Genomic DNA, 23,303 nt, shown 5'->3' with positions numbered 1-23,303 from the left:
TTGGCGTAACCCGGAGGTTACGCGAACTTCTTCTGGATTTCCTGTGCGACTGCAGTTGGGACCGGCTCATAATGGTCAAACTGCATCGTGTACTGGGCGCGGCCCTGAGACATCGAACGCAGGTTGTTCACATAACCAAACATGTTGGCCAGTGGAACATTTGCGTTGACGACCGTAGCGATACCGCGTGCTTCGGTGCCAGAAATCTGACCACGACGCGAATTCAGGTCACCGATAACGTCACCGACGTAATCTTCAGGTGTTACCACCTCAACCTTCATGATTGGCTCGAGAAGCTGTGCGCCAGCCTTCTGTGCGCCTTCACGGAATGCTGCACGGGACGCGATTTCAAACGCGAGAACCGAGGAGTCAACGTCGTGGTATGCGCCGTCGATCAGGGTTGCCTTCACGCCGAGCATCGGGAAGCCTGCCAGCGGGCCTGCACCCATGACGCTTTCGATACCCTTCTGAACGCCTGGGATGTATTCCTTAGGAACAGCACCACCAACGATCTTGGATTCGAAGATGAAATCGTCGCCGTCATGCGGTTCGAAGATAATCTTGACGCGAGCGAACTGACCCGAACCACCCGACTGCTTCTTATGTGTGTAGTCGATTTCAGCCTGACGGGTGATCGATTCACGGTAAGCAACCTGCGGAGCACCGACGTTAGCTTCAACCTTGAATTCGCGCTTCATGCGATCGACGAGAATGTCGAGGTGAAGTTCGCCCATGCCGGCGATGATGGTCTGACCCGATTCTTCATCCGACTTAACGCGGAACGAAGGATCTTCAGCAGCCAGACGGTTGAGCGCGATGCCCATCTTTTCCTGGTCAGCCTTGGTCTTTGGTTCGATCGCGATTTCGATAACCGGATCTGGGAATTCCATACGTTCAAGGATAACCGGCTTCAGCGGATCGCAGAGCGTATCGCCAGTGGTGGTTTCCTTGAGGCCAGCCAGAGCAACGATGTCGCCTGCAAAAGCTTCTTCGATGTCTTCACGGCTGTTCGAGTGCATCTGCAGCATACGGCCGATGCGCTCACGCTTGCCCTTAACAGTGTTTTCGAGCGAAATGCCCTTGGTCATCTTGCCCGAGTAGATACGAGCGAAGGTCAGCGAACCAACGAACGGATCGTTCATGATCTTGAATGCGAGCATCGAGAGGGGTGCTTCATCCGAAGATTCACGGGTTGTTTCGGTTTCCGTCTTAACGTCGATACCCTTAATTGCAGGAACATCGGTTGGAGCTGGAAGGAAAGAAACAACAGCGTCGAGAAGCGGCTGAATGCCACGGTTCTTGAACGCAGTACCGCAAAGAACCGGATGGAACTTAACGTCGATCGTGCCCTTACGGATCAGTGCGCGGAGCTGGTCGTTCGTAGGCATGGTGCCTTCGAGGTAAGCTTCCATCGCAGCTTCGTCGATTTCCACGGCCAGCTCGATGAGCTTTTCGCGGTATTCTTCAGCCTGATCCTTAAGGTCTGCAGGAATTTCATTAACGGTCGCAGCTGCGCCGATCGTGCCATCCCAAGTCAAAGCCTTCATTTCGATAAGGTCGATAACGCCTTCGAACTCGTTTTCAGCGCCGATTGGCAGCTGGACTGGGAGAGCGATTGCGCCAAGACGCGAGCCAACCATTTCTACGCAACGGTAGAAATCAGCACCGATCTTGTCCATCTTGTTGACGAAGACCATACGTGGAACGTGATACTTCTCAGCCTGACGCCATACGGTTTCTGTCTGTGGCTCAACGCCAGCATTCGCATCGAGAAGAGCGATTGCGCCATCGAGAACGCGGAGCGAACGCTCAACTTCAATGGTGAAGTCAACGTGGCCCGGGGTGTCGATGATGTTGAAGCGACGCTTCTTGCCATCCTGACCCTGCCAAAAAGTGGTCGTGGCAGCGGACGTGATGGTGATACCGCGTTCCTGTTCCTGCTCCATCCAATCCATGGTGGACGCGCCATCATGGGTTTCACCGATCTTGTGGTTCTTACCGGTGTAGAACAGAATACGCTCGGTCATCGTCGTCTTACCGGCGTCGATGTGAGCCATAATACCGAAATTGCGGTAGTCTTCGATTTTATATTCGCGGGCCATGTTTTTGCTCTTTGAATAGGGTTCGACGATTACCAGCGGTAATGCGAGAACGCGCGGTTGGCTTCTGCCATGCGGTGCGTGTCTTCACGCTTCTTGACAGCGGAACCACGATTGTTTGCCGCATCCAGCAGTTCGCCGGAGAGACGGTCAATCATCGTCGTTTCATTGCGACCACGAGCTGCATTGATCAGCCAGCGAATGGCAAGTGCCTGGCGGCGTTCTGAACGCACATCGACCGGAACCTGATAGGTTGCACCACCAACGCGGCGCGAACGGACTTCAACGTGCGGAGCAACATTGTCGAGCGCCTGATGGAACAGCGCGACCGGCTCTGACTTCGCCTTAGCTTCGATTGCAGACAGCGCACCGTAAACGATGCTTTCAGCAACCGACTTCTTACCATGAAGCATAACTGCATTCATGAACTTCGTGATAACGAGATCGCCGAACTTTGGATCCGGATTAATCTCACGCTTCTCAGCTTTATGGCGTCTGGACATTTCGTCTCAACTTTCAATTACATCGGGCTCAACTCGCCATTCCGGCGGCCGGTATCCCCGGAAAATTCTTACTTAGGACGCTTCGCACCGTACTTCGAACGACGCTGCTTGCGGTTCTTAACACCCTGGGTATCGAGAACGCCGCGGATGATGTGGTAACGCACACCCGGCAAATCCTTTACGCGACCGCCGCGGATCATGACCACGGAGTGCTCCTGAAGGTTGTGACCTTCACCAGGAATGTAACCGATGACTTCAAAGCCATTGGTCAGACGGATCTTGGCGACCTTACGGAGAGCCGAGTTTGGCTTCTTAGGGGTCGTTGTATAAACGCGGGTGCAAACGCCGCGCTTCTGTGGGTTTGCCTGCAGGGCAGGAACCTTATTACGCTTTACCGGCGCAGTGCGCGGCTTGCGGATCAACTGGTTTACGGTAGGCATTGAACCTTCCTCTATAAAAAATCTCGTATCGGCGCCCAATAAGGGCCGTTTCACCGGAGTGCTCATGCACAAATTCGGGACGAGCCACTCCATCAGCGGCCACCCGAACAAAAGCAGAGGAAGCATAAGCTTCATGCGAACGGCAAGTTGCATTTCGATCGTAAAACGAACCCTGTTTGAGGCGAACTCCAGAGCGCGTCGCTCCGAAAATGCCAGCCTCACATCGGCTCAGATGGGCTGCTGATACGTGTTTACAGGCGTTTCGTCAAGGGCAGGACGTTAAGTTTCTTATCCAAAAGGCCGCTCGGGGGCGTTTTGGGGTCCGCCGGACAGGTTATTGCGCCGCATTAGGCTTCATATCGCTAATATTTCGCGGCAAAACTGTCATTTTCGTATGCCAGCATAGCGCCAGACATCAACAGTCGCTATTGAAGCACATCCGAGTCGAAACGCAACACAATATTAAGGGATTCTCAATGTCATCCACCACCACATCCACAGAGAACGATTCGCCGATTGTTCACCTGGTGATCGCCGACGTCTGGAACGAAGGTGAAGAGGAATCTATCGAAGTCCATATCCTGCTGAAATCCGATGAAGACGAAGATCTCGTTCAGACGGTTCTCGCGATCCTGGCAGAAGAAGGTTATCACGAAGCAGAGCTGGTCGAGATGGGTACCATCACGGAAGAACCAGAAGAAGAACCACACAAGAGCGCATGGCACACCGCCCTCACCGGCGAAGTTGCACTGATTGAGTTCGAAGGCGATGAAGAAGAAGAATAAGTTCGACGTAAGCGAACACCGAAAAATGTGGAGCATCTTCCGCTTTGCATAATGTTCAAGGGCGGTTTTAAACCGCCCTTTCTTTTTTAAATTTGCATAACAAAAAGGCCGCCTCGAAAGGCGGCCTTTTCTTTGTTGATTGCTTTCCGATTACTCGGCGGCGTTGTTGGTCATATCTGCCAGCATCACGTTGGCTTCCGAAGAACCGGTCGACTTGCGGCGCTCGTCGATGATCAGTTCGTCGCGAGCAGTTGCAATGCGACGGATCTGGTTGGTCATGCCACCTGTACCAGCCGGGATGAGACGACCGACGATGACGTTTTCCTTGAGACCCTGCAACGTATCCATCTTGCCTGCAACTGCAGCTTCGGTGAGTACGCGAGTGGTTTCCTGGAACGATGCCGCCGAGATGAACGAAGGAGTCTGAAGCGACGCCTTGGTAATACCAAGCAGAACCGGATTACCCGAACCTGGCTTCTTGCCTTCTTCGATCAGACGATCATTGATTTCGTCCAGTTCGATGCGGTCCACGTGATCGCCCGGAATGTAGCCGGTATCACCGGATTCCGTGATCTCGATCTTCTGCAGCATCTGACGAACAATCACTTCGATGTGCTTGTCGTTGATGAGAACACCCTGCAAACGATAGACTTCCTGGATTTCGTTCACGAGGTACGAAGCGAGTGCTTCAACGCCCTTGATCGCCAGAATGTCATGCGGTGCCGGGTTACCGTCGAGGATATATTCACCCTTTTCGATAACGTCACCGTCCTGAAGATGGAACGGCTTGCCCTTAGGGATCAGATACTCAACAGGCTCGATCGTATCGTCGTTTGGCTCGATGATGATGCGACGCTTGTTCTTGTAATCGCGACCAAAACGAACGGTACCATCGATCTCTGCGATGACGGCGTGGTCCTTCGGACGACGAGCTTCGAACAGTTCCGCAACGCGTGGAAGACCACCGGTAATATCCTTGGTCTTCGCGCTTTCCATCGGCAGACGCGCAATAACATCACCAGCATTAACATGTGCACCAGGCTCGAACGAAAGGATCGTTTCTACCGAAAGCAGGAAGCGAGCTTCGCCACCCTTCGACAGCTTCGCGATCTTGCCGCTCTTGTCCTTGATGACCATAGCAGGCTTGAGGTCCGCACCGCGTGGTGTCGAACGCCAGTCAATGATGACGCGCTTCGTGATACCGGTCGACTCGTCCGCTGTTTCCGAAACCGAAAGGCCATCAACGAGATCTTCGAACTCGATGTAACCTTCAACTTCCGTCAAGATTGGACGGGTGTACGGATCCCATTCAGCAATACGCTGGCCGCGCTTCACTGCATCACCTTCGTCAACGAACAGGCGTGAACCGTAGGTTACGCGGTGAACCGCACGTTCCTTGCCGGTCGAGTCGAGGATCAGAACAGCCATGTTACGGCCCATCACCACGAGATTGCCATCCGAGTTGCGAACCACGTTGCGGTTACGCAGCTTGACGGTGCCTTCATACGAAGCTTCCAGGTAAGACGAGTCAACAACCTGTGCAGTACCACCAAGGTGGAACGTACGCATGGTCAGCTGAGTGCCAGGCTCACCGATCGACTGAGCAGCGATAACGCCAACTGCTTCACCCTGGTTAACAGGCGTACCGCGTGCAAGGTCACGACCATAGCACTTGGCGCAAACGCCGTTACGGGTTTCACAGGTCAGAGCCGAACGAATACGGATCGACTGGATGCCGGCCTTCTCGATGACTTCAACGTCCTTTTCCTCGATCATGCGGCCAGCTTCGACGATGACTTCGCCGGTTGCCGGATTGATGATCGGATCAAGTGCCGTACGGCCCAGAACGCGCTGTCCAATTGGAGCAACGATCTGACCAGCATCAACGATTGGCTGCATGGTGAGACCGATTTCGGCGCCACAATCGACTTCCGAAATAATCGCATCCTGTGCAACGTCAACGAGACGACGTGTCAGATAACCCGAGTTAGCGGTCTTCAATGCGGTATCGGCAAGACCCTTACGGGCACCGTGTGTCGAGTTGAAGTATTCGTTAACCGTCAGGCCTTCCTTGAAGTTCGAAATGATCGGGGTTTCGATGATTTCGCCCGACGGCTTGGCCATAAGACCACGCATACCGCCCAGCTGACGCATCTGGTTGACCGAACCACGGGCACCCGAATGAGACATCATGTAGACCGAGTTCATCTGCTTCTGACGTCCGGTCACCGGATCGAATTCAACAGCCTTAATGCGGGCCATCATTTCTTCGGTGATCTTGTCAGTCGCCTTACCCCAGGCATCAACGACCTTGTTGTACTTTTCGCCCTGAGTAATCAGACCGTCATTGTACTGCTGTTCGTATTCAGTCGTTAGAGCTTCGGTTTCTGCAACGATCTTGGCCTTCGAGTCTGGAATGACCATGTCATCCTTACCGAAGGAAATACCGGCGCGACATGCATGGGCGAAGCCGAGCTGCATGATGCGATCGCAGAAGATAACCGTCTCTTTCTGACCGCAATGGCGGTAGACGTGGTCGATCATCTTGGAGATGTTCTTCTTCGTCATCTCCTGATTGCAGATATCGAAAGGCACATTGGCGTGCTTCGGCAGAAGCTCACCAGTGATCATGCGACCAGGCGTGGTGTCATAAACCTTGGAAACAGGCTTGCCTTCCGCATCAACCGTCTTGAAACGGCCTTTGATCTTGGTGTGCAGCGTGACAACCTTGTTCTCAAGTGCATGCTGAAGTTCGCCCATATCGGCAAACACCATGCCCTCACCTGGCTCCTTGTCTGCCACGATCGACAGATAGTAGAGGCCGAGAACCATGTCCTGCGAAGGAACGATGATTGGTGCGCCGTTCGCTGGGTGCAAGATGTTGTTGGTGGACATCATTAGCACGCGTGCTTCAAGCTGGGCTTCAAGCGACAGCGGAACGTGAACAGCCATCTGGTCACCGTCGAAGTCAGCGTTAAACGCTGTACAAACGAGCGGATGCAGCTGAATGGCCTTGCCTTCAATCAGCGTGGGTTCGAATGCCTGAATACCAAGACGGTGCAGCGTAGGCGCACGGTTCAGAAGAACCGGATGCTCACGGATCACTTCGTCAAGAATATCCCAAACTTCTGGACGTTCCTTTTCAACAAGCTTCTTCGCCTGCTTGACAGTCGAGGAGTAACCCTTGGCGTCAAGACGAGCGTAGATGAATGGCTTGAAGAGTTCGAGCGCCATCTTTTTCGGCAGGCCGCACTGGTGCAGCTTCAGTTCAGGACCGGTCACGATAACCGAACGACCAGAATAGTCGACGCGCTTACCGAGAAGGTTCTGACGGAAACGACCCTGCTTACCCTTGAGCATGTCGGAGAGCGACTTCAACGGACGCTTGTTAGCACCGGTGATGACACGGCCACGACGGCCGTTATCGAACAGCGCGTCAACAGCTTCCTGCAACATACGCTTTTCGTTACGGATAATGATGCCAGGAGCGCGCAGTTCAATGAGACGCTTCAGACGGTTGTTACGGTTGATCACACGACGGTAAAGGTCGTTGAGATCGGACGTAGCAAAACGACCGCCATCCAGTGGAACCAGAGGACGCAGATCCGGTGGAATGACCGGAACGATCTTCATGATCATCCATTCAGGACGATTGCCGGATTCCATGAAGTTCTCAACAATCTTGAGACGCTTCATCAGCTTCTTCGTCTTCAGTTCCGAAGTGGTTTCTGCAAGTTCAACGCGCAGGTCTGCAGCGATGTTTGGCAGATCCATCGAAGCCAGGAGTTCAAAGATAGCTTCTGCACCGATAAGGGCTGTGAACTGATCTTCGCCGAACTCGTCGACAGCGATCATGTATTCTTCTTCCGAAAGAAGCTGATGCTCCTTAAGCGAAGTCAGACCCGGTTCGGTAACGATGTAGTTTTCAAAATACAGAACGCGCTCAATATCCTTGAGCGTCATGTCCAGCAGTGTGCCGATGCGCGAAGGCAGCGACTTCAGAAACCAGATGTGAGCAACAGGCGCTGCGAGTTCGATGTGACCCATGCGCTCGCGACGAACGCGAGAGAGCGTGACTTCCACGCCGCACTTTTCGCAGATAATGCCCTTGTATTTCATACGCTTGTACTTGCCGCACAAGCATTCATAATCCTTGATCGGGCCAAAGATACGCGCGCAGAAGAGACCATCGCGTTCAGGCTTGAACGTACGATAGTTGATCGTCTCCGGCTTCTTGATCTCGCCGTATGACCAGGACAGAATCTTCTCAGGGCTGGCAATCGAGATTCTGATGGAATCGAACGTCTGTGCCGGAGCCTGAGGATTGAAAAGATTCATGACCTCTTGGTTCATGCCGTTCTCCTTGAGGGCGATCCGCCGCCCTGTGTGTCGTCGATGACAGGCTGAAAGTCCCTGCCATCTTGAAAAGAAATCGCGGTATTAAGCAGTTTGAAACTGCACATTCCGTTTCAGCATTTCCGTCACGCAAATCACTTCTTGCATTGTCTGGAAACACCTTACGGGCGCGCCACGGCAATACCATGGCGCGCCTTGATGTTTTTTTATTCCGCCGCGTCCGGAAGTGCCGGCTGCTCGTCGCGTGTGTCGTCCAGCTCAACATTGAGACCGAGCGAACGCATTTCCTTGACCAGAACGTTGAAGCTTTCTGGAATACCAGCTTCGAACGTATCGTCACCACGAACGATGGCTTCATAGACCTTGGTACGGCCGGCAACGTCGTCGGACTTGACCGTAAGCATTTCCTGCAGCGTGTAAGCTGCACCGTATGCTTCCAGAGCCCAGACCTCCATTTCACCGAAGCGCTGACCACCAAACTGCGCCTTACCACCAAGCGGCTGCTGAGTGACGAGCGAGTAAGGTCCGATCGAACGAGCATGGATCTTGTCGTCAACCAGGTGGTGGAGCTTCAACATGTAGATGTAGCCCATTGTCACCTGACGGTCGAACGGCTCACCCGTACGTCCATCATACAGCGTCGACTGACCCGAGGTCGCAAGACCTGCATCCGTCAACATCGCATTGATGTCAGCTTCCACCGCACCGTCGAAGACCGGCGTTGCGATAGACACGCCGCGCTTGACCTGGTTCGCCAGCATCATGACTGAATCATCGTCATAAGAGCGAACAGGCTCATTGCGGTCATTGTCCGGATAGATGTGCTCGAGCGTATCACGCAGCGGCTGAATGTCTGCCGTCTTGCGATAAACATCGATCAGCTCACCGATCTTCTTGCCCATACCTGCGCAAGCCCAGCCAAGATGTGTTTCCAGAATCTGGCCCACATTCATACGGCTCGGCACGCCAAGCGGGTTAAGAACGATATCGGCATGCGTACCGTCTTCGAGGAATGGCATGTCTTCGACAGGAAGAATGCGGGAAACCACACCCTTATTGCCGTGACGGCCAGCCATCTTATCACCCGGCTGGATCTTGCGCTTAACAGCGACAAAGACCTTGACCATCTTCATGACGCCTGGAGGCATCTCGTCGCCGCGCTGAACCTTTTCGACCTTGTCCATGAAGCGTGCTTCAAGCAGCTTCTTGGATTCATCGTACTGGCCGCGCAGAGCTTCGAGTTCACCTTGCTGCTTTTCATCTTCAACAGCAAACTGCCACCACTGCGAACGCGGATACTCGGTCATGATATCGCGAGTAATGGTCGTGCCCTTCTTGAAGCCCTTAGGGCCTGCAGCAGCAACCTTACCATCGATCATGTCGGCGAGACGGCCGTAAACGTTACGGTCGAGAATAGCCTGTTCGTCGTCACGGTCCTTGGCAAGACGTTCGATCTCTTCGCGTTCGATCGCCATTGCACGTTCGTCTTTTTCAACGCCGTGGCGATTGAAAACGCGAACTTCAACAACAGTACCGTAAGTACCTGGAGGCATACGCATCGAGGTGTCACGAACATCGGACGCCTTTTCACCGAAGATAGCGCGCAGAAGCTTTTCTTCCGGCGTCATCGGGCTTTCGCCCTTCGGCGTGATCTTACCGACAAGGATGTCGCCAGGATGCACTTCAGCACCGATATAAACGATACCTGCTTCGTCGAGATTCTTCAGCGCTTCTTCCGACACATTCGGAATATCGCGTGTGATTTCCTCAGGTCCAAGCTTCGTGTCGCGTGCAGCTACTTCAAATTCCTCAATGTGGATCGAGGTGAAGACGTCGTCCGAAACAATCTTCTCGGAAAGAAGGATCGAATCTTCGTAGTTGTAACCATTCCAAGGCATGAACGCGACAAGCACGTTACGACCAAGAGCCAGATCGCCCAGATCAGTCGATGGGCCATCAGCAATGATGTCGCCCTTACCGATAGGATCACCAACGCGTACAAGCGGACGCTGGTTGATACAGGTGCTCTGGTTCGAGCGCTGGAACTTCTGCAGACGATAGATATCAACGCCAGACTTAGAAGGATCGAGGTCCTCAGTAGCGCGAATAACGATACGCGTTGCGTCAACCTGGTCAACCACACCACCACGGCGAGCGGCAATAGCAGCACCTGAGTCACGTGCAACAACTGCTTCCATACCGGTTCCAACGAACGGAGCTTCCGCACGAACGAGTGGAACGGCCTGACGCTGCATGTTCGAACCCATGAGAGCACGGTTAGCATCGTCGTTTTCAAGGAACGGAATAAGAGCTGCTGCAACCGAAACGAGCTGCTTCGGCGAAACGTCCATCAGGTCCACGTTTTCACGCGGAGCCATCATAACTTCGCCTGCGTGACGGCAGATGACGAATTCGTCAACAAAACCGCCCTGCTCGTCCAGCTCAACGTTTGCCTGAGCAACCGAGTGCTTCGCTTCTTCCATAGCCGAAAGGTAAACAACGTCGCTCGTTACCTTGCCGTCGACAACCTTACGATACGGGCTTTCAATAAAGCCGTACTTGTTGACGCGGGCAAAAGTTGCAAGCGAATTGATCAGACCGATATTCGGGCCTTCCGGCGTTTCAATCGGGCAGATACGGCCATAGTGGGTCGGATGCACGTCGCGGACTTCGAAGCCAGCACGCTCACGGGTAAGACCACCAGGTCCAAGAGCCGAAAGACGGCGCTTGTGGGTGATTTCCGAAAGCGGGTTGGTCTGATCCATAAACTGCGACAGCTGCGAAGAACCGAAGAACTCGCGCACTGCTGCGGCTGCAGGCTTCGCGTTAATCAGATCCTGCGGCATAACCGTGTCGATTTCGATCGAGGACATACGTTCCTTGATCGCACGCTCCATACGGAGCAAACCAACGCGGTACTGATTTTCCATCAGTTCGCCAACCGAACGCACACGACGGTTACCGAGGTTATCGATGTCATCAACTTCGCCGCGGCCATCGCGCAGTTCAACCAGCATCTTGACCACAGCAAGGATATCTTCCTTGCGCAGAACACGCACGGTGTCTTCTGCATCCAGATCAAGACGCATGTTCATCTTCACGCGACCAACAGCAGAAAGGTCATAGCGTTCCGAATCGAAGAACAGCGAATGGAACATGGCTTCAGCCGAGTCCATTGTCGGCGGCTCACCTGGACGCATAACGCGATAGATGTCGAACAGAGCTTCCTGACGACTTTCGTTCTTGTCGACAGCGAGCGTGTTGCGGATATACGCACCGATATTGACATGGTCGATATCGAGAACGTTGATCTCTTCAACACCGGTGTCGAGAAGCGTCTTGAGAACCTTTTCGTCGATTTCGTCACCAGCTTCCAGATAAATCTCGCCGGTAGCGTAATTGACGATGTCTTCTGCAAGGTACGAGCCGAACAGATCGTCTTCAGTCGCCTTGATAGCCTTGAGGCCCTTCTCAGCGAGCTGCTTTGCCGAGCGAGCGGTCAACTTCTTGCCAGCTTCGAGAACGACTTCTCCGGTGTCCGCATCGACGAGATCAGAAATGATCTTCATACCCTTGAAGCGGTCAGCCGAATAAGGAATGCGCCAGTTATCACCGTCACGCGAATAGGTGACAGTTTTATAGAACGTCGACAGAATCTCTTCGCCGTCCATGCCAAGCGCCATCAACAGCGTCGTAGCTGGAAGCTTACGGCGACGGTCGATACGTGCATAGACTACGTCCTTGGCATCGAATTCGATGTCAAGCCACGAACCGCGATAAGGAATAACGCGAGCTGCGAACAAAAGCTTACCCGACGAATGGGTTTTGCCCTTGTCGTGATCGAAGAATACGCCCGGCGAACGGTGCATCTGCGAAACGATAACGCGTTCTGTACCGTTGACGATGAAGGTGCCGTTGTCCGTCATGAGCGGCATATCGCCCATGTAAACGTCCTGCTCCTTAATGTCCTTGATGGACTTCGCACCGGTATCTTCATCAATATCGAACACGATCAGACGCAGCGTCACCTTGAGAGGTGCCGAATACGTCAAATCGCGCTGACGGCATTCGTCAACGTCGAATTTTGGTGCATCGAATTCGTAGCGAACGAATTCGAGCATTGAAGCGCCGGAGAAATCCTGAATTGGGAAAACAGACTTGAAAACCGCCTGCAAACCCTCGTCAGAACGCCCGCCAGCTGGTTCCTCAACCATGAGGAACTGGTCGTAAGATGCCTTTTGAACCTCGATGAGGTTAGGCATTTCCGCGACCTCGGGAATCTTGCCGAAAAATTTGCGTACGCGCTTGCGACCATTGAAAGAATGGGTCTGAGCCATCGTCGCTCCTCGTTCTATAGCCTTACGGCTTGCTCACGCCTTGCGGCCTTTATCGTGCGCCGCCTTTCGGCGGTCCTTCTAACGGGCTAAAACCCGTTTTCTGAAAGCCCCTTCAAGGCCATCAGAAAAAGGGTTCAACGGGATCAGAACGCTCTTCAAATATCCGTTCCGATTATAAGATGCACAAATCAAAGCGAATTCCGCACTTTTCGTTTCTTTTCATGCATTTACTCCAGATGCAAGTCCAGAGTGAAACCGACGGACGGAAACCGTCCGTCGGAATTTTCGAACTTACTTGAGTTCGACCTTAGCGCCAGCTGCTTCGAGCTGTGCCTTGATCTTCTCAGCTTCGTCCTTCGAAGCGCCTTCCTTAACTGCCTTTGGAGCAGCTTCAACAAGGTCCTTAGCTTCCTTGAGGCCGAGACCGGTGATTGCGCGAACTTCCTTGATCACGTTGATCTTGTTTGCGCCACCGTCAGCGAGGACGACGTCGAATTCAGTCTTTTCTTCAGCAGCAGCAGCTGGAGCAGCGCCACCAGCAGCAGCAACTGCTACAGGAGCAGCAGCCGAAACGCCCCACTTCTCTTCGAGAAGCTTCGAAAGCTCTGCAGCTTCGAGAACGGTCAGTGCCGACAGGTCGTCAACGATCTTTGCGAGATCAGCCATTTTGGTATTTCCTTAGTTTCAAGGTTTGAACAATTGACAGCGAAAAACGGCCTTACGCCGCCTCGTTCTTCCGGGCGTGCGCGCCAATAACGCGAGCGATCTGGCCCGCTGGTGCGCTGGTAAGTACTGCGAGACGCTGAGCCGGGGTCTGGATCATTCCAACCAGCTTTGCGCGCAGTTCGTCGAGCGATGGGAGCGAAGCAAGCGACTTTACGCCATCGGCGTTAAGTGTCGTTGCGCCCATTGCACCGCCGAGGATAACGAGCTTGTCGTTAGCCTTAGCGAATTCGACGGCTACTTTCGGAGCGGTAATTGGGTCGTTTGCATAAGCAACAACCGTCTGACCTGTAAACAGATCAGAGATACCTTCCGATTCCGTGCCCTGAAGAGCGATCTTGGCAAGGCGGTTTTTCGCGACTTTAACGGTACCACCAGCATCGCGCATCTTTGAGCGAAGATCGCTCATCTGCGCAACAGTGAGACCGGTATAGTGGGCCACGACGACCGAACCGGAATCTTTAAAAGCTCCGTTCAGCCACGAGACAAATTCGCGTTTTTCCGCTCTATCCACTGTCTCTCTCCAGTAGACAGGACCACATGGTCCTGCCGGGTTGCCTTTGCCGGACGAACTTCACAGTCAGTCCGACGTTCGAGGATCCTGTCCCCTTCAGCTATCCTGGAAACCAGGCATCACTCAAAGGCAACTACGGTTCAAACCTTGCATGCACATTCATGCGAAACAGGGTTATTCCACGTCTCATGCAGGCCATATGTTTAAGGACAATCACCCGAAGATGAATGTCCGCCTGCAATCTCGGACAGGATAACCGGACTTTCGTCCGGCTATCCGGATCTTGCGATCCGGAATTCTTGCACTTTTGACCGCTTTCACGATGCAGGTGTACCACCATTCGCCCTTCTCGAAGAAAGGCTAAGCTCCGGCGAGCCGGAGCCTAAATAACTTAAGCGACAACCTTAACGGTTGACGGGTCGACCTTGACGCCAACGCCCATGGTCGAAGAAATCGATACGCGCTTGACGTATTCACCCTTAGCAGCCGAAGGCTTAGCCTTGATAACTGCATCGGCAAAAGCCTTGATGTTTTCTTCGAGCTTCTGGTTGTCGAAGGAAACCTTGCCAATACCGGCGTGGATGATACCAGCCTTTTCAACGCGGAATTCAACTGCGCCGCCCTTAGAAGCGGTAACTGCAGCTGCAACGTCGACAGTAACAGTACCAACCTTAGGGTTTGGCATCAGGCCACGCGGGCCGAGCACCTTACCAAGACGACCAACGAGTGGCATCATGTCTGGGGTTGCAATGCAACGATCAAAGTCGATCTTGCCGCCGTTGACGATTTCGAACAGTTCTTCCGCACCAACGATGTCAGCGCCAGCCTTCTTGGCTTCTTCAGCCTTGTCGCCGCGTGCAAAAACAGCAACGCGAACAGTACGGCCGGTGCCGTTTGGAAGGTTAACAACGCCACGAACCATCTGATCAGCATGACGTGGGTCAACGCCGAGGTTCATTGCGATTTCGATGGTTTCGTCGAACTTGGCAACTGCACGTTCCTTAACCAGGCCGATAGCATCGGACAGGTCATAGAGCTTGTTGACGTCAACGCCTTCGCGGATCTTAGCTACACGCTTGGAAATCTTTGCCATGGTCTTAGCTCACCACTTCCAGGCCCATCGAACGGGCAGAACCTTCGATCATACGCATAGCCGCTTCCACGTCAGATGCGTTCAGATCCTTCATCTTAACAAGAGCGATTTCGCGAACTTTATCACGCGCAATCGTGCCTGCCTTTTCCTTGCCAGGCGCCTTGGAACCCGACTTAAGGTTGGCAGCCTTCTTAAGGAAGTAGGTTACCGGAGGGGTCTTCATCACAAAAGTGAAAGACTTGTCCTGGTAGTATGTGATCACGACTGGAATCGGCGAACCTTTTTCCAGTTCCTGTGTGGCAGCGTTAAATGCCTTACAGAATTCCATGATGTTGATGCCGCGCTGACCCAGAGCTGGGCCAATCGGAGGCGATGGGTTGGCCGCACCTGCTGCTACCTGGAGCTTCAGCTGGCCTGCAATTTTCTTAGCCATTGCATTCTGCCTTCATAAAAATACCGGAAACCGGCGTTCTCGATTAATGCCGGAAATCCGGCTCTCGACTGACGTCAGTAAAACTGACTGGCAGTTCGGTGGTTCGAGATCAGCGACCGGCTAAAGCCACCTACCCTTCCACCCTTTTCACCTGTTACGGTGAACGCCCTCGCGAGCTAAACGATCAGAGCTTATCGACCTGACCGTATTCAAGATCAACAGGCGTAGCACGCCCGAAGATGGAAACTTCAACCTTGAGGCGCGCGCGCTCTTCGTCGACTTCCTGCACAATGCCATTGAACGAGGCAAACGGACCATCGGAAACGCGAACATTTTCGCCGATTTCGAAGGTCACAGAAGTCTTCGGACGCTCTGCACCATCCTGAACCTGATTCAGAATCTGATCTACTTCCTTCTGTGAAACCGGAACAGGCTTGGAATCACCAAGGAAGCCAGTCACACGAGGCGTATTCTTGATCAGCGAGAATACAGCATCGGTCAGGGTAGCCTGAACGAGAACATAACCCGGGAAGAACTTGCGCTCAGCATCAACCTTGCGGCCACGGCGAACTTCAACAACCTTCTCGGTCGGCACGACAATCTGCTCAATAAGGCCAGAAAGACCCTTCTGTGCAGCCTTAGCCTGAATATCCTCAGCCACCTTCTTTTCGAAGTTGGAATAGGCGTGAACGATGTACCAGCGCGCTGTCATCTCGTAACTCCCCAATCCTGCTTAGCGGCCAAGGCCAAGTATAAATTCTACGCCATAGGCCATAAGCTGATCGGCAAGAAAAAAGAATGCAGCAGCAAAAAAGGCCATTACAACCACCATAATGGTGGAAATGACTGTTTCACGCCGGGTCGGCCAGCTCACCTTCGCCGTTTCGGCGCGAACCTGCTGAAGAAAGGTGATCGGATTCGTCTTAGATGCCATCTGCCACTCTGTTCTTGCTTGAGGAAACCGGACCGTTCAAAACGAATCAGAACCCGATACCCATGCGTATACGGCACGTAAAGCTGAAGATTCAGCCCCACGCACCGCGTGTCTGTTGACGTTACATAGAATCGATTCCCAAAAAAAACAAGCCCAATAGTTAAAAGAATACCATACAGGCTTATCGGAAATCCGATCCTTACGAACATCGCTTGCTGCACCATTCAATCGTGCCGCCGCGACCTCCCCTGCCCGATCTGAATAACCGGCGGAAAGTTATCGATATCTGACTTCGCTGCCAAAAGGCCAGAGCGCTAATCAGAATAGTCAGCGAAACCGCTAACTCTTAATACAAAAAACGAGCACTCACAGTCAAGCCATGAGTACTCGTTTTAAATGGCAGGGGCAGCAGGGTTCGAACCCGCGACCTACGGTTTTGGAGACCGTCGCTCTACCAACTGAGCTATACCCCTATTTGGCATTCAAGATGCCAGACCGGCGGCATAACCGCCAGTCAAATTCTTTACTCGATGATCGAAGCGACGATGCCTGCACCGACGGTGCGGCCACCTTCACGGATAGCGAAGCGGAGCTTCTCTTCCATCGCGATCGGCACGATCAGCGTGACGTCTACAGTGACGTTATCGCCAGGCATAACCATTTCCGTGCCTTCTGGCAGGGTAACAACACCGGTCACGTCAGTCGTACGGAAGTAGAACTGTGGACGGTAGTTGGTGAAGAATGGTGTATGACGGCCACCTTCGTCCTTGGTCAGAATGTAAGCTTCTGCCTTGAACTTGGTGTGTGGCTTAACCGAACCTGGCTTGCAGAGAACCTGACCACGCTCAACGTCTTCACGACCAACGCCGCGAACCAGTGCGCCGATGTTGTCGCCAGCCTGGCCCTGATCGAGCAGCTTGCGGAACATTTCAACGCCGGTAACAGTCGTCTTGCCAGTTGCCTTGATGCCGACGATTTCGACTTCTTCGCCAACCTTGACAATACCGCGCTCAACGCGACCGGTAACAACCGTACCACGACCCGAAATCGAGAACACGTCTTCGATTGGCATCAGGAATGGCTGGTCGATTGGACGCTCTGGGGTTGGGATGTACGAGTCAACTGCGTCCATCAGGTTACGGATTGCGTCTTCGCCGAGTTCCTTCGAGGAATCTTCGAGAGCTGCAAGAGCCGAACCCTTAACGATTGGCACTTCGTCGCCTGGGAAGTCGTACTTCGACAGAAGCTCACGAACTTCGAGTTCTACGAGTTCGAGAAGTTCAGCATCGTCAACCTGATCGCACTTGTTCAGGAACACGACGATCGCAGGAACGCCAACCTGACGAGCGAGCAGGATGTGCTCACGGGTCTGTGGCATCGGGCCGTCAGCTGCCGAAACAACCAGGATCGCGCCGTCCATCTGTGCAGCGCCGGTGATCATGTTCTTAACATAGTCAGCGTGGCCTGGGCAGTCGACGTGTGCATAGTGACGGTTTGCAGTTTCATATTCAACGTGAGCCGTCGAAATGGTGATACCGCGAGCGCGTTCTTCTGGTGCAGCATCGATCTGGTCGTATGCCTTGAATTCACCGAAGAACTTGGTGATCGCTGCCGTCAGCGAGGTCTTGCCATGGTCAACGTGACCAATGGTGCCGATGTTTACGTGGGGCTTATTACGTTCAAACTTGCTCTTTGCCATCGCCGTTGTTCTCTTTGTTCTAGAACCGCTCGAGCGCCCGCATAGAAACCAATCAGATTTCCAGGCCGACATTTATGCCAAAACGGAACGGCGAACCGCCCGTCGATGATTCCTTACACGCCTATCCGCTCTTGAAAATCTGGAGCGGGTAACGGGAATCGAACCCGTGTATTCAGCTTGGAAGGCTGCTGCTCTACCATTGAGCTATACCCGCGCACTCTAAACTCTAATCCGACAGTGGTGGAGGAAGTTGGATTTGAACCAACGTAGGCTTAGCCAACGGATTTACAGTCCGTCCCCTTTAACCGCTCGGGCATTCCTCCTAATATCACTATCAGCAGAGTCGAGTAACTAGGCATTTTTCACAGAGTTTCCGGTTGGCGCTGGGCCCGCCGTCGTTCTGTGAGCGGGCTTATGCCGATATGCGTCGCTCCTGTCAACAGGGTAAAAGTGAAAAGAATGCAGAACATTCCACAGCTTGGACAGATCAGGTCGCCCTCAGCCCCCGAGAACCGCGCGAAACCGGGATTCGACGCCTATAAAGAGATATAAATTCTCACATTAAATAAAATCGAGCACGCTATCTTCCATGTTGTGGACAGGGTATAAGCGCCGCATGAATGATAAAAACTCACCCCGTACCCCTAAAGATTCTCATTATGCGCGCCTGCGTCGCGAACATCGTGACCATAAGGCAGCCGCAGAAGGCAAAGCACCGCACAGGCCTCAACGAGCGCCTATTCCGGCCGGTCGAGTAGCGGATGGAACCGTACGCCTTTATGGCCTGCATACGGTTCGCGCAGCTGTAGAGAATTCCGCACGCACGATTTTGCGTATGCGTGCGACTCGCAATGGCTTTGCGCGCCTTGAAATTGGCGAAGCAGAAAGCCTCCCCTTCCCAGTCGAAATCGTCGAACCAAAAGAGATCGACAAAGAGACCGGTTCGGATGCCGTCCATCAGGGCGTCATGATCGAAGCAGAACCACTTCGTCATAAAAAGTTGTCAGAATTGAAAGATAGCCCGCTTTTGCTGGTGCTGGATCAGGTTACCGATCCACACAATGTTGGTGCGATCATCCGCTCGGCAGTGGCTTTTGGTGCAGGAGCGATCATTACCACGAGCCGTCACAGCCCTCAAGAAAGCGGTGTTCTGGCAAAGGCTGCCTCGGGTGCACTCGAACTGATTCCTCATATTGAGGTTCGCAACCTTGCAGAAGCGATCGAAGAACTTCATTCGCTCGGTTTCATGACCATCGGCCTTGATTCGGAAGGTCCGCTTGAAATGGAAGCGACACTTGAGGGTGGTCGTGTTGCACTCGTTCTTGGCGCAGAAGGCAAAGGTCTTCGTCAGAAGACCCGCGAAACGGTGACTGCACTGGCACGTCTCGATATACCGGGCGAAATCAAATCGCTTAACGTCTCCAATGCTGCAGCAATTTCGCTCTATGCAGCGGAACGCTATCTGCGTGCGCGCAACGGTTCTTAAAAGCGATTCAAGTTTCTATCTGGAGCGTTTCATGCGCTCCAGATGATTTGAAGAATAGGACACACGGATTTAGGCCGTGGCGATGTAAGTCCGAATATCCTCTGCTTCACGCTCCACATCCTCAATGCGCCGCTTAACTACGTCACCGATTGAGATGATTCCAGCAAGCTTGCCATTTTCTTCCACCGGCATATGACGGAACCTGTTTCGAGTCATGATTTCCATCACCTGATTCACAGTGTGATGTTCCCGACAAACCTGTACCTTTGTAGTCATAAACTCAGACACAAGCCGGTCGGCGATCTTTTCTTGCATAGACGCGATAGCACGCACCACATCACGTTCAGAAAAAATGCCCTTTATCCGACCTGCTTCATCACAGACGACCAAAGCACCGATTTTGTGTTGAGCTAAGACAGCAACAGCATGAGAAAGCGTTTCCTCAGGGCCTATAACAACAACATCTCTGCCCTTTGTCTCGAGAATCGATCTAACAGTCATGCCAAAGTCCCTCCCAAGGTTCAGCAATCCAATCTGCAGGATCGCTGCATGATTCTAACGCAACTCCTCCAGCTGCGTTCCAATAATGGTGCGCTTTGATTAGCCGCTTTGCAAGCAGACTAAATTGGGAGACCTAAGCTCAGCGCCTAATCACAGCGTCGTAGCTTCGGGGCTTATCAAGCAGTGAAATCCCGAAAAAGCCTGCGATGAAGCCACCAATATGGGCTTCCCATGCAATTCCCGATAAGTCAGCGCCGCCTGTAGAATAAAGACCTGTGAAAATATTGATCAGAAACCAGATACCCACGAAGGTCAGCACAGGCTTAAGTGTGAGCGTGAGACCAATAGGCAGCACCGGCCCTGCAAATTCCGACCTGCGCCCAAAGCCGACACGGCGGAACCCGTAACGCGCGGCAGCCCCCATCATGCCGGAGATTGCGCCGGAAGCACCAACGAGTGGCGTTACGCTTTCGGGATAGATCGCATAATGCGTGAGGCCCGCAATCACCGACGTTAGAATCCAGAAAATAATCATTCGACCAGTACCGATACGGCCCGCGAGCGGAGAACCGAAAGCCGCAAACCAGATCATATTGACCGCAATATGCGCAAACCCGCCATGCATTAAAGAGTAACTGATGAGCGTGAAAAGTGCGGACGGATCGGTAAAGCCACCTGCAAGTGAGAGCCGCGCGGGAATCAAAGCAAAATTCAGCATAAACTCATAGTTCTGCTGCTCACTGATAATGTAATTTTGATAGATATAGACGCCAGCGCAGATCGCCATTAGCGCAAGAATGACGCTTGGTATGTTGAATATTGGTTCGCTGCCGCCCGAACGTCTCGAATCGTTGGAGTTTCCGCGCATTTCAGGCTGAGGCGTGCTCATCGATTGCCACTTTCCGTCTGCGAAAGACCTGTCGCGCTGATCGCTCTTAGCGGCCGCGCTCATCTGGATATGGATTCTTGATAAGTGACAATTCGTTAAAAATAAAGGCCGCCGGAGTATCCCGTACGGCCTTGTCGCAAATGTCTGACTTTTGCGAGACAGAATCTGGAGATCAGAAAAAAGCCAACCAAGTCAATTGCTTCAACTGACAACCCATCAAACTGCTATAAAAGAACTTTTGCAACTATTACTTCTTGTTAACCTTAACAACCAACCCTAGTGGATGAAGAAAGGGTTAAGCTGGCGCCCTCGCCGTTAATACTATTTTAATGCGCTGACCAACGGGCACTGCCCGAAATCAGGATAAAACGGCAAGCAGCGCATAATGAAAAACCGCAGCACGATCGCAATCTTTAGCGAATGGCAGCGACTGGCTTTAAGTCAGGGTAACGCGCTCCATGCGCCGCAGCGCGAACTGATCCAGCCTCGCAAGCTCGGACGGCATTTGTCGGATCTGTTCATTCTTGAAGAAGATGAAACGGGGGACCTGATGTTCCGCCTCGCGGGCACACGCGTTTGTGCCCTGTTCGGTCGCGAACTTAAAGCCACTCGGTTCTTGTCACTCTGGCCTGAACGCAATCGCTCTGCCCTTAACGAACTTGCCAGAAACATTGATTCTCTGTTGGTCCCGGCTTTGAGCCAGAATGACGGCATTAGTCTCTCAGGGCGCAGCCTAGCCTTTGAGATGTTGCTGGCACCGCTCGAAAGAGGTGAAGGCGGAAGAATCAATCTGCTTGGCAGCATCGTTGTTCTTAGTGATGTCGCATGGGCCGGTGCTGATCCACTGGTCTTGGGCCATCTTAACAGTGTTGAACCGCTTGCACCCGATCTAATCATTGAGCAGGAGGTCCGCAAACCTTCCGTGATGACCGTCAATGTAGCAAACAGCACACGCCGCTGGGGTACGCCGGTTCCTGCGCACAATATGCCAGCTCTCCGGGTCATCAATGGCGGCAAAGCCTGACTGGAAACATTTAAGGTCAGCAATATAAAGGTAAACGCGCACTAAGGTTACGGATTGGCAAACCGCATTTTTGGGAAATTTGGGCATCAAAAGGCCATAAAACCCTCTAAAATGGTCTTAAACGCGCCATTTCTGAACAAAACATTGCTGAGTTCCGCGCAGTTTTATTCAAATTAGATTCGCATTTTCGCGTCTGAATTTCCCAGCCCTCAAAGTCTTGCACGCATTCTTGTTTCCAACAGGGAGACAAAAGAATGACGAAGCAAACAATCATCGCAGCAATCCTGCTGATACTGGGTACGGCTTTTGCGCAAGCAGCGAATCCAGCATCCAAGTCGCACTGGATGCCAACGGGTGAGCGTACATCTCAGCCGATCGGCCATTATGAATTTTGCGAGCGCCATGACACAGAGTGCAAGATCACCAGCGCTAACAGCGCACCGCTGACGCTCAATCAGAAAGTCTGGCAAGAAATCATCGCTGTTAACGCCAGCGTCAATGAACGAATCGCACCACGCACCGATATGGACGTCTGGGGCCGCGAGGAATATTGGGAATACCCAACCACGGCTGGCGATTGCGATGACTATATGTTGCTCAAGCGCCGCGAGCTTATTGCTCTCGGTATCCCGGTCAACACGCTCCTGATGACAGTCGTTCGTCAGGCAAATGGCGAAGGTCATGCGGTTCTGACGGTACGCACAGATCGCGGCGACTTCATTCTCGACAATCTCGATCAGCGTGTGCGCCTTTGGAACGAAACCGACTACACCTATCTTAAGCGCCAATCGACGACCAACACTGGCACCTGGGTCTCTATCAAGGATGGCCGCGAAACCTTCGTCAGCAGCATCCGCAACTGATTTTCATCAAATATCACATTAAAAAGGGACGGGTCGTCATTCCCCGTCCCTTTTTATATTTGTCAGATTCTGCTTATGCCGGTTCCAGGCCACGCATGAAAGATTGGCCTTTCTCGACGTAATGCTTGGCTGACAACTTCAGCTTTTCGACAGCGGTAACATCAAGCTCGCGAATAACGCGCGCTGGCGAGCCGACAATTAGCGAATTATCCGGAAACTCCTTGCCTTCTGTCACCAGCGCGCCCGCGCCTATGAGGCAATTGTTCCCGATTTTCGCACCGTTGAGCAAAATGGCCCCCATGCCGATCAAACTATTATCGCCAATTGTGCAACCGTGAAGAATCGCGCGATGGCCAATCGTGCAGCCCTCCCCAATGCTGAGCGGAAACCCAATATCCGTATGCATGATGGTGTGTTCTTGCACATTGGTGTTCGCACCAACCGAGATCATCTCATTATCGCCGCGCAGAACCGCTCCAAACCAAAAGCCGACATTCTCGCCAACGAGAATTTTACCAATCAGCGTTGCATCCGGTGCGATCCAGTTACTGGCCCGGTCGGCAAATTCAGGTTTGTGACCATTATACGCATAGATCGGCATGAGCTTTCCTCCATCACAAATTC

The 23,303-nt window shown here is 52.9% G+C and carries 19 protein-coding genes and 3 tRNA genes; 4 read left to right on the top strand and 18 right to left on the bottom strand.

All coding sequences use genetic code 11. From position 1 onward, the window contains the following. Window positions 1–17 precede the first annotated feature (17 nt). From fusA to rpsL, 3 genes are all read right to left on the bottom strand, one after another. Window positions 18–2,102: an elongation factor G gene (gene fusA, locus QSJ70_RS02125; RefSeq protein WP_285534632.1), complete on the bottom strand. Its 2,085-nt coding sequence runs from the start codon at window positions 2,100–2,102 to the stop codon at window positions 18–20. A 29-nt stretch (window positions 2,103–2,131) separates the two neighbouring features. Then, entirely contained in the window at window positions 2,132–2,602 is a 471-nt protein-coding gene (rpsG, locus tag QSJ70_RS02120; protein WP_007875422.1) for a 30S ribosomal protein S7, read from the bottom strand. Between the two features lie 68 nt (window positions 2,603–2,670). Then, on the bottom strand, window positions 2,671–3,042 hold the full coding sequence (rpsL, locus tag QSJ70_RS02115; protein WP_006168377.1) for a 30S ribosomal protein S12: 372 nt from the start codon (window positions 3,040–3,042) through the stop codon (window positions 2,671–2,673). Between the two features lie 476 nt (window positions 3,043–3,518). Between rpsL and QSJ70_RS02110 the strand changes: the two genes are divergently transcribed. Then, window positions 3,519–3,827 carry a hypothetical protein gene (locus tag QSJ70_RS02110; protein WP_064320722.1) on the top strand — a complete coding sequence of 103 codons (309 nt, stop codon included), beginning with the start codon at window positions 3,519–3,521 and terminating at the stop codon, window positions 3,825–3,827. 150 nt (window positions 3,828–3,977) lie between these two features. On the opposite strand, the gene rpoC is transcribed toward QSJ70_RS02110, so the two are convergent. From rpoC to QSJ70_RS02050, 12 genes are all read right to left on the bottom strand, one after another. Next, a complete protein-coding gene (gene rpoC, locus QSJ70_RS02105) occupies window positions 3,978–8,180 on the bottom strand; it encodes a DNA-directed RNA polymerase subunit beta' (protein WP_064320723.1) in 4,203 nt (1,400 codons plus the stop codon). A 209-nt stretch (window positions 8,181–8,389) separates the two neighbouring features. Continuing rightward, entirely contained in the window at window positions 8,390–12,520 is a 4,131-nt protein-coding gene (rpoB, locus tag QSJ70_RS02100; protein ID WP_105518650.1) for a DNA-directed RNA polymerase subunit beta, read from the bottom strand. Window positions 12,521–12,811: 291 nt separating this feature from the next. Then, window positions 12,812–13,186 (bottom strand): 50S ribosomal protein L7/L12, encoded by a 375-nt coding sequence (gene rplL, locus QSJ70_RS02095; protein WP_007875435.1) that lies wholly within the window; start codon window positions 13,184–13,186, stop codon window positions 12,812–12,814. A 52-nt stretch (window positions 13,187–13,238) separates the two neighbouring features. Then, window positions 13,239–13,757: a 50S ribosomal protein L10 gene (rplJ, locus tag QSJ70_RS02090; protein ID WP_007875437.1), complete on the bottom strand. Its 519-nt coding sequence runs from the start codon at window positions 13,755–13,757 to the stop codon at window positions 13,239–13,241. A gap of 391 nt (window positions 13,758–14,148) precedes the next feature. Beyond that, entirely contained in the window at window positions 14,149–14,850 is a 702-nt protein-coding gene (gene rplA, locus QSJ70_RS02085) for a 50S ribosomal protein L1 (protein ID WP_007875439.1), read from the bottom strand. 4 nt (window positions 14,851–14,854) lie between these two features. Then, complete coding sequence (gene rplK / locus QSJ70_RS02080) at window positions 14,855–15,283, bottom strand: 50S ribosomal protein L11 (protein ID WP_007875441.1); 429 nt, start codon at window positions 15,281–15,283, stop codon at window positions 14,855–14,857. A 184-nt stretch (window positions 15,284–15,467) separates the two neighbouring features. After that, window positions 15,468–15,995: a transcription termination/antitermination protein NusG gene (gene nusG / locus QSJ70_RS02075; RefSeq protein WP_007875442.1), complete on the bottom strand. Its 528-nt coding sequence runs from the start codon at window positions 15,993–15,995 to the stop codon at window positions 15,468–15,470. Window positions 15,996–16,016: 21 nt separating this feature from the next. Further along, the gene (secE, locus tag QSJ70_RS02070) at window positions 16,017–16,217 is read right to left on the bottom strand and encodes a preprotein translocase subunit SecE (RefSeq protein WP_007875444.1); all 201 of its coding nucleotides are present in this window, start codon (window positions 16,215–16,217) and stop codon (window positions 16,017–16,019) included. Between the two features lie 397 nt (window positions 16,218–16,614). Beyond that, window positions 16,615–16,690, bottom strand: a tRNA-Trp gene (locus QSJ70_RS02065). Between the two features lie 50 nt (window positions 16,691–16,740). Beyond that, complete coding sequence (tuf, locus tag QSJ70_RS02060) at window positions 16,741–17,916, bottom strand: elongation factor Tu (protein ID WP_007875417.1); 1,176 nt, start codon at window positions 17,914–17,916, stop codon at window positions 16,741–16,743. Window positions 17,917–18,056: 140 nt separating this feature from the next. Next, a tRNA-Gly gene (locus QSJ70_RS02055) sits at window positions 18,057–18,130 on the bottom strand. A gap of 24 nt (window positions 18,131–18,154) precedes the next feature. Next, a tRNA-Tyr gene (locus QSJ70_RS02050) sits at window positions 18,155–18,239 on the bottom strand. A gap of 293 nt (window positions 18,240–18,532) precedes the next feature. On the opposite strand from QSJ70_RS02050, the gene rlmB reads away from it, so the two are divergent. Further along, window positions 18,533–19,402, top strand: a complete 870-nt coding sequence (gene rlmB, locus QSJ70_RS02045; RefSeq protein WP_285534629.1) for a 23S rRNA (guanosine(2251)-2'-O)-methyltransferase RlmB — start codon at window positions 18,533–18,535, stop codon at window positions 19,400–19,402. A gap of 69 nt (window positions 19,403–19,471) precedes the next feature. Here rlmB and QSJ70_RS02040 read toward each other — a convergent pair whose 3' ends face one another. Together QSJ70_RS02040 and QSJ70_RS02035 are read right to left on the bottom strand one after the other, a co-directional pair. Further along, window positions 19,472–19,903, bottom strand: coding sequence for a CBS domain-containing protein (locus QSJ70_RS02040; RefSeq protein WP_007875447.1), 432 nt, complete (start codon window positions 19,901–19,903; stop codon window positions 19,472–19,474). Between the two features lie 139 nt (window positions 19,904–20,042). Further along, window positions 20,043–20,792: a rhomboid family intramembrane serine protease gene (locus tag QSJ70_RS02035; RefSeq protein ID WP_285534627.1), complete on the bottom strand. Its 750-nt coding sequence runs from the start codon at window positions 20,790–20,792 to the stop codon at window positions 20,043–20,045. Between the two features lie 385 nt (window positions 20,793–21,177). Here QSJ70_RS02035 and QSJ70_RS02030 point away from each other — a divergent pair, with 385 nt between their 5' ends. Continuing rightward, a complete protein-coding gene (locus QSJ70_RS02030) occupies window positions 21,178–21,816 on the top strand; it encodes a PAS domain-containing protein (protein WP_113485425.1) in 639 nt (212 codons plus the stop codon). A gap of 254 nt (window positions 21,817–22,070) precedes the next feature. Then, the gene (locus QSJ70_RS02025) at window positions 22,071–22,679 is read left to right on the top strand and encodes a transglutaminase-like cysteine peptidase (RefSeq protein WP_285534626.1); all 609 of its coding nucleotides are present in this window, start codon (window positions 22,071–22,073) and stop codon (window positions 22,677–22,679) included. A 73-nt stretch (window positions 22,680–22,752) separates the two neighbouring features. On the opposite strand, the gene QSJ70_RS02020 is transcribed toward QSJ70_RS02025, so the two are convergent. Continuing rightward, on the bottom strand, window positions 22,753–23,280 hold the full coding sequence (locus QSJ70_RS02020) for a gamma carbonic anhydrase family protein (protein ID WP_113159965.1): 528 nt from the start codon (window positions 23,278–23,280) through the stop codon (window positions 22,753–22,755). Window positions 23,281–23,303 lie beyond the last annotated feature (23 nt).

The sequence above is a fragment of the Brucella sp. NBRC 12950 genome (assembly GCF_030268145.1).
Taxonomy (GTDB): domain Bacteria; phylum Pseudomonadota; class Alphaproteobacteria; order Rhizobiales; family Rhizobiaceae; genus Brucella.
The sequence above is the reverse complement of the archived record's forward strand: the minus strand, read 5'-3'. Positions and strand labels throughout refer to the sequence as shown.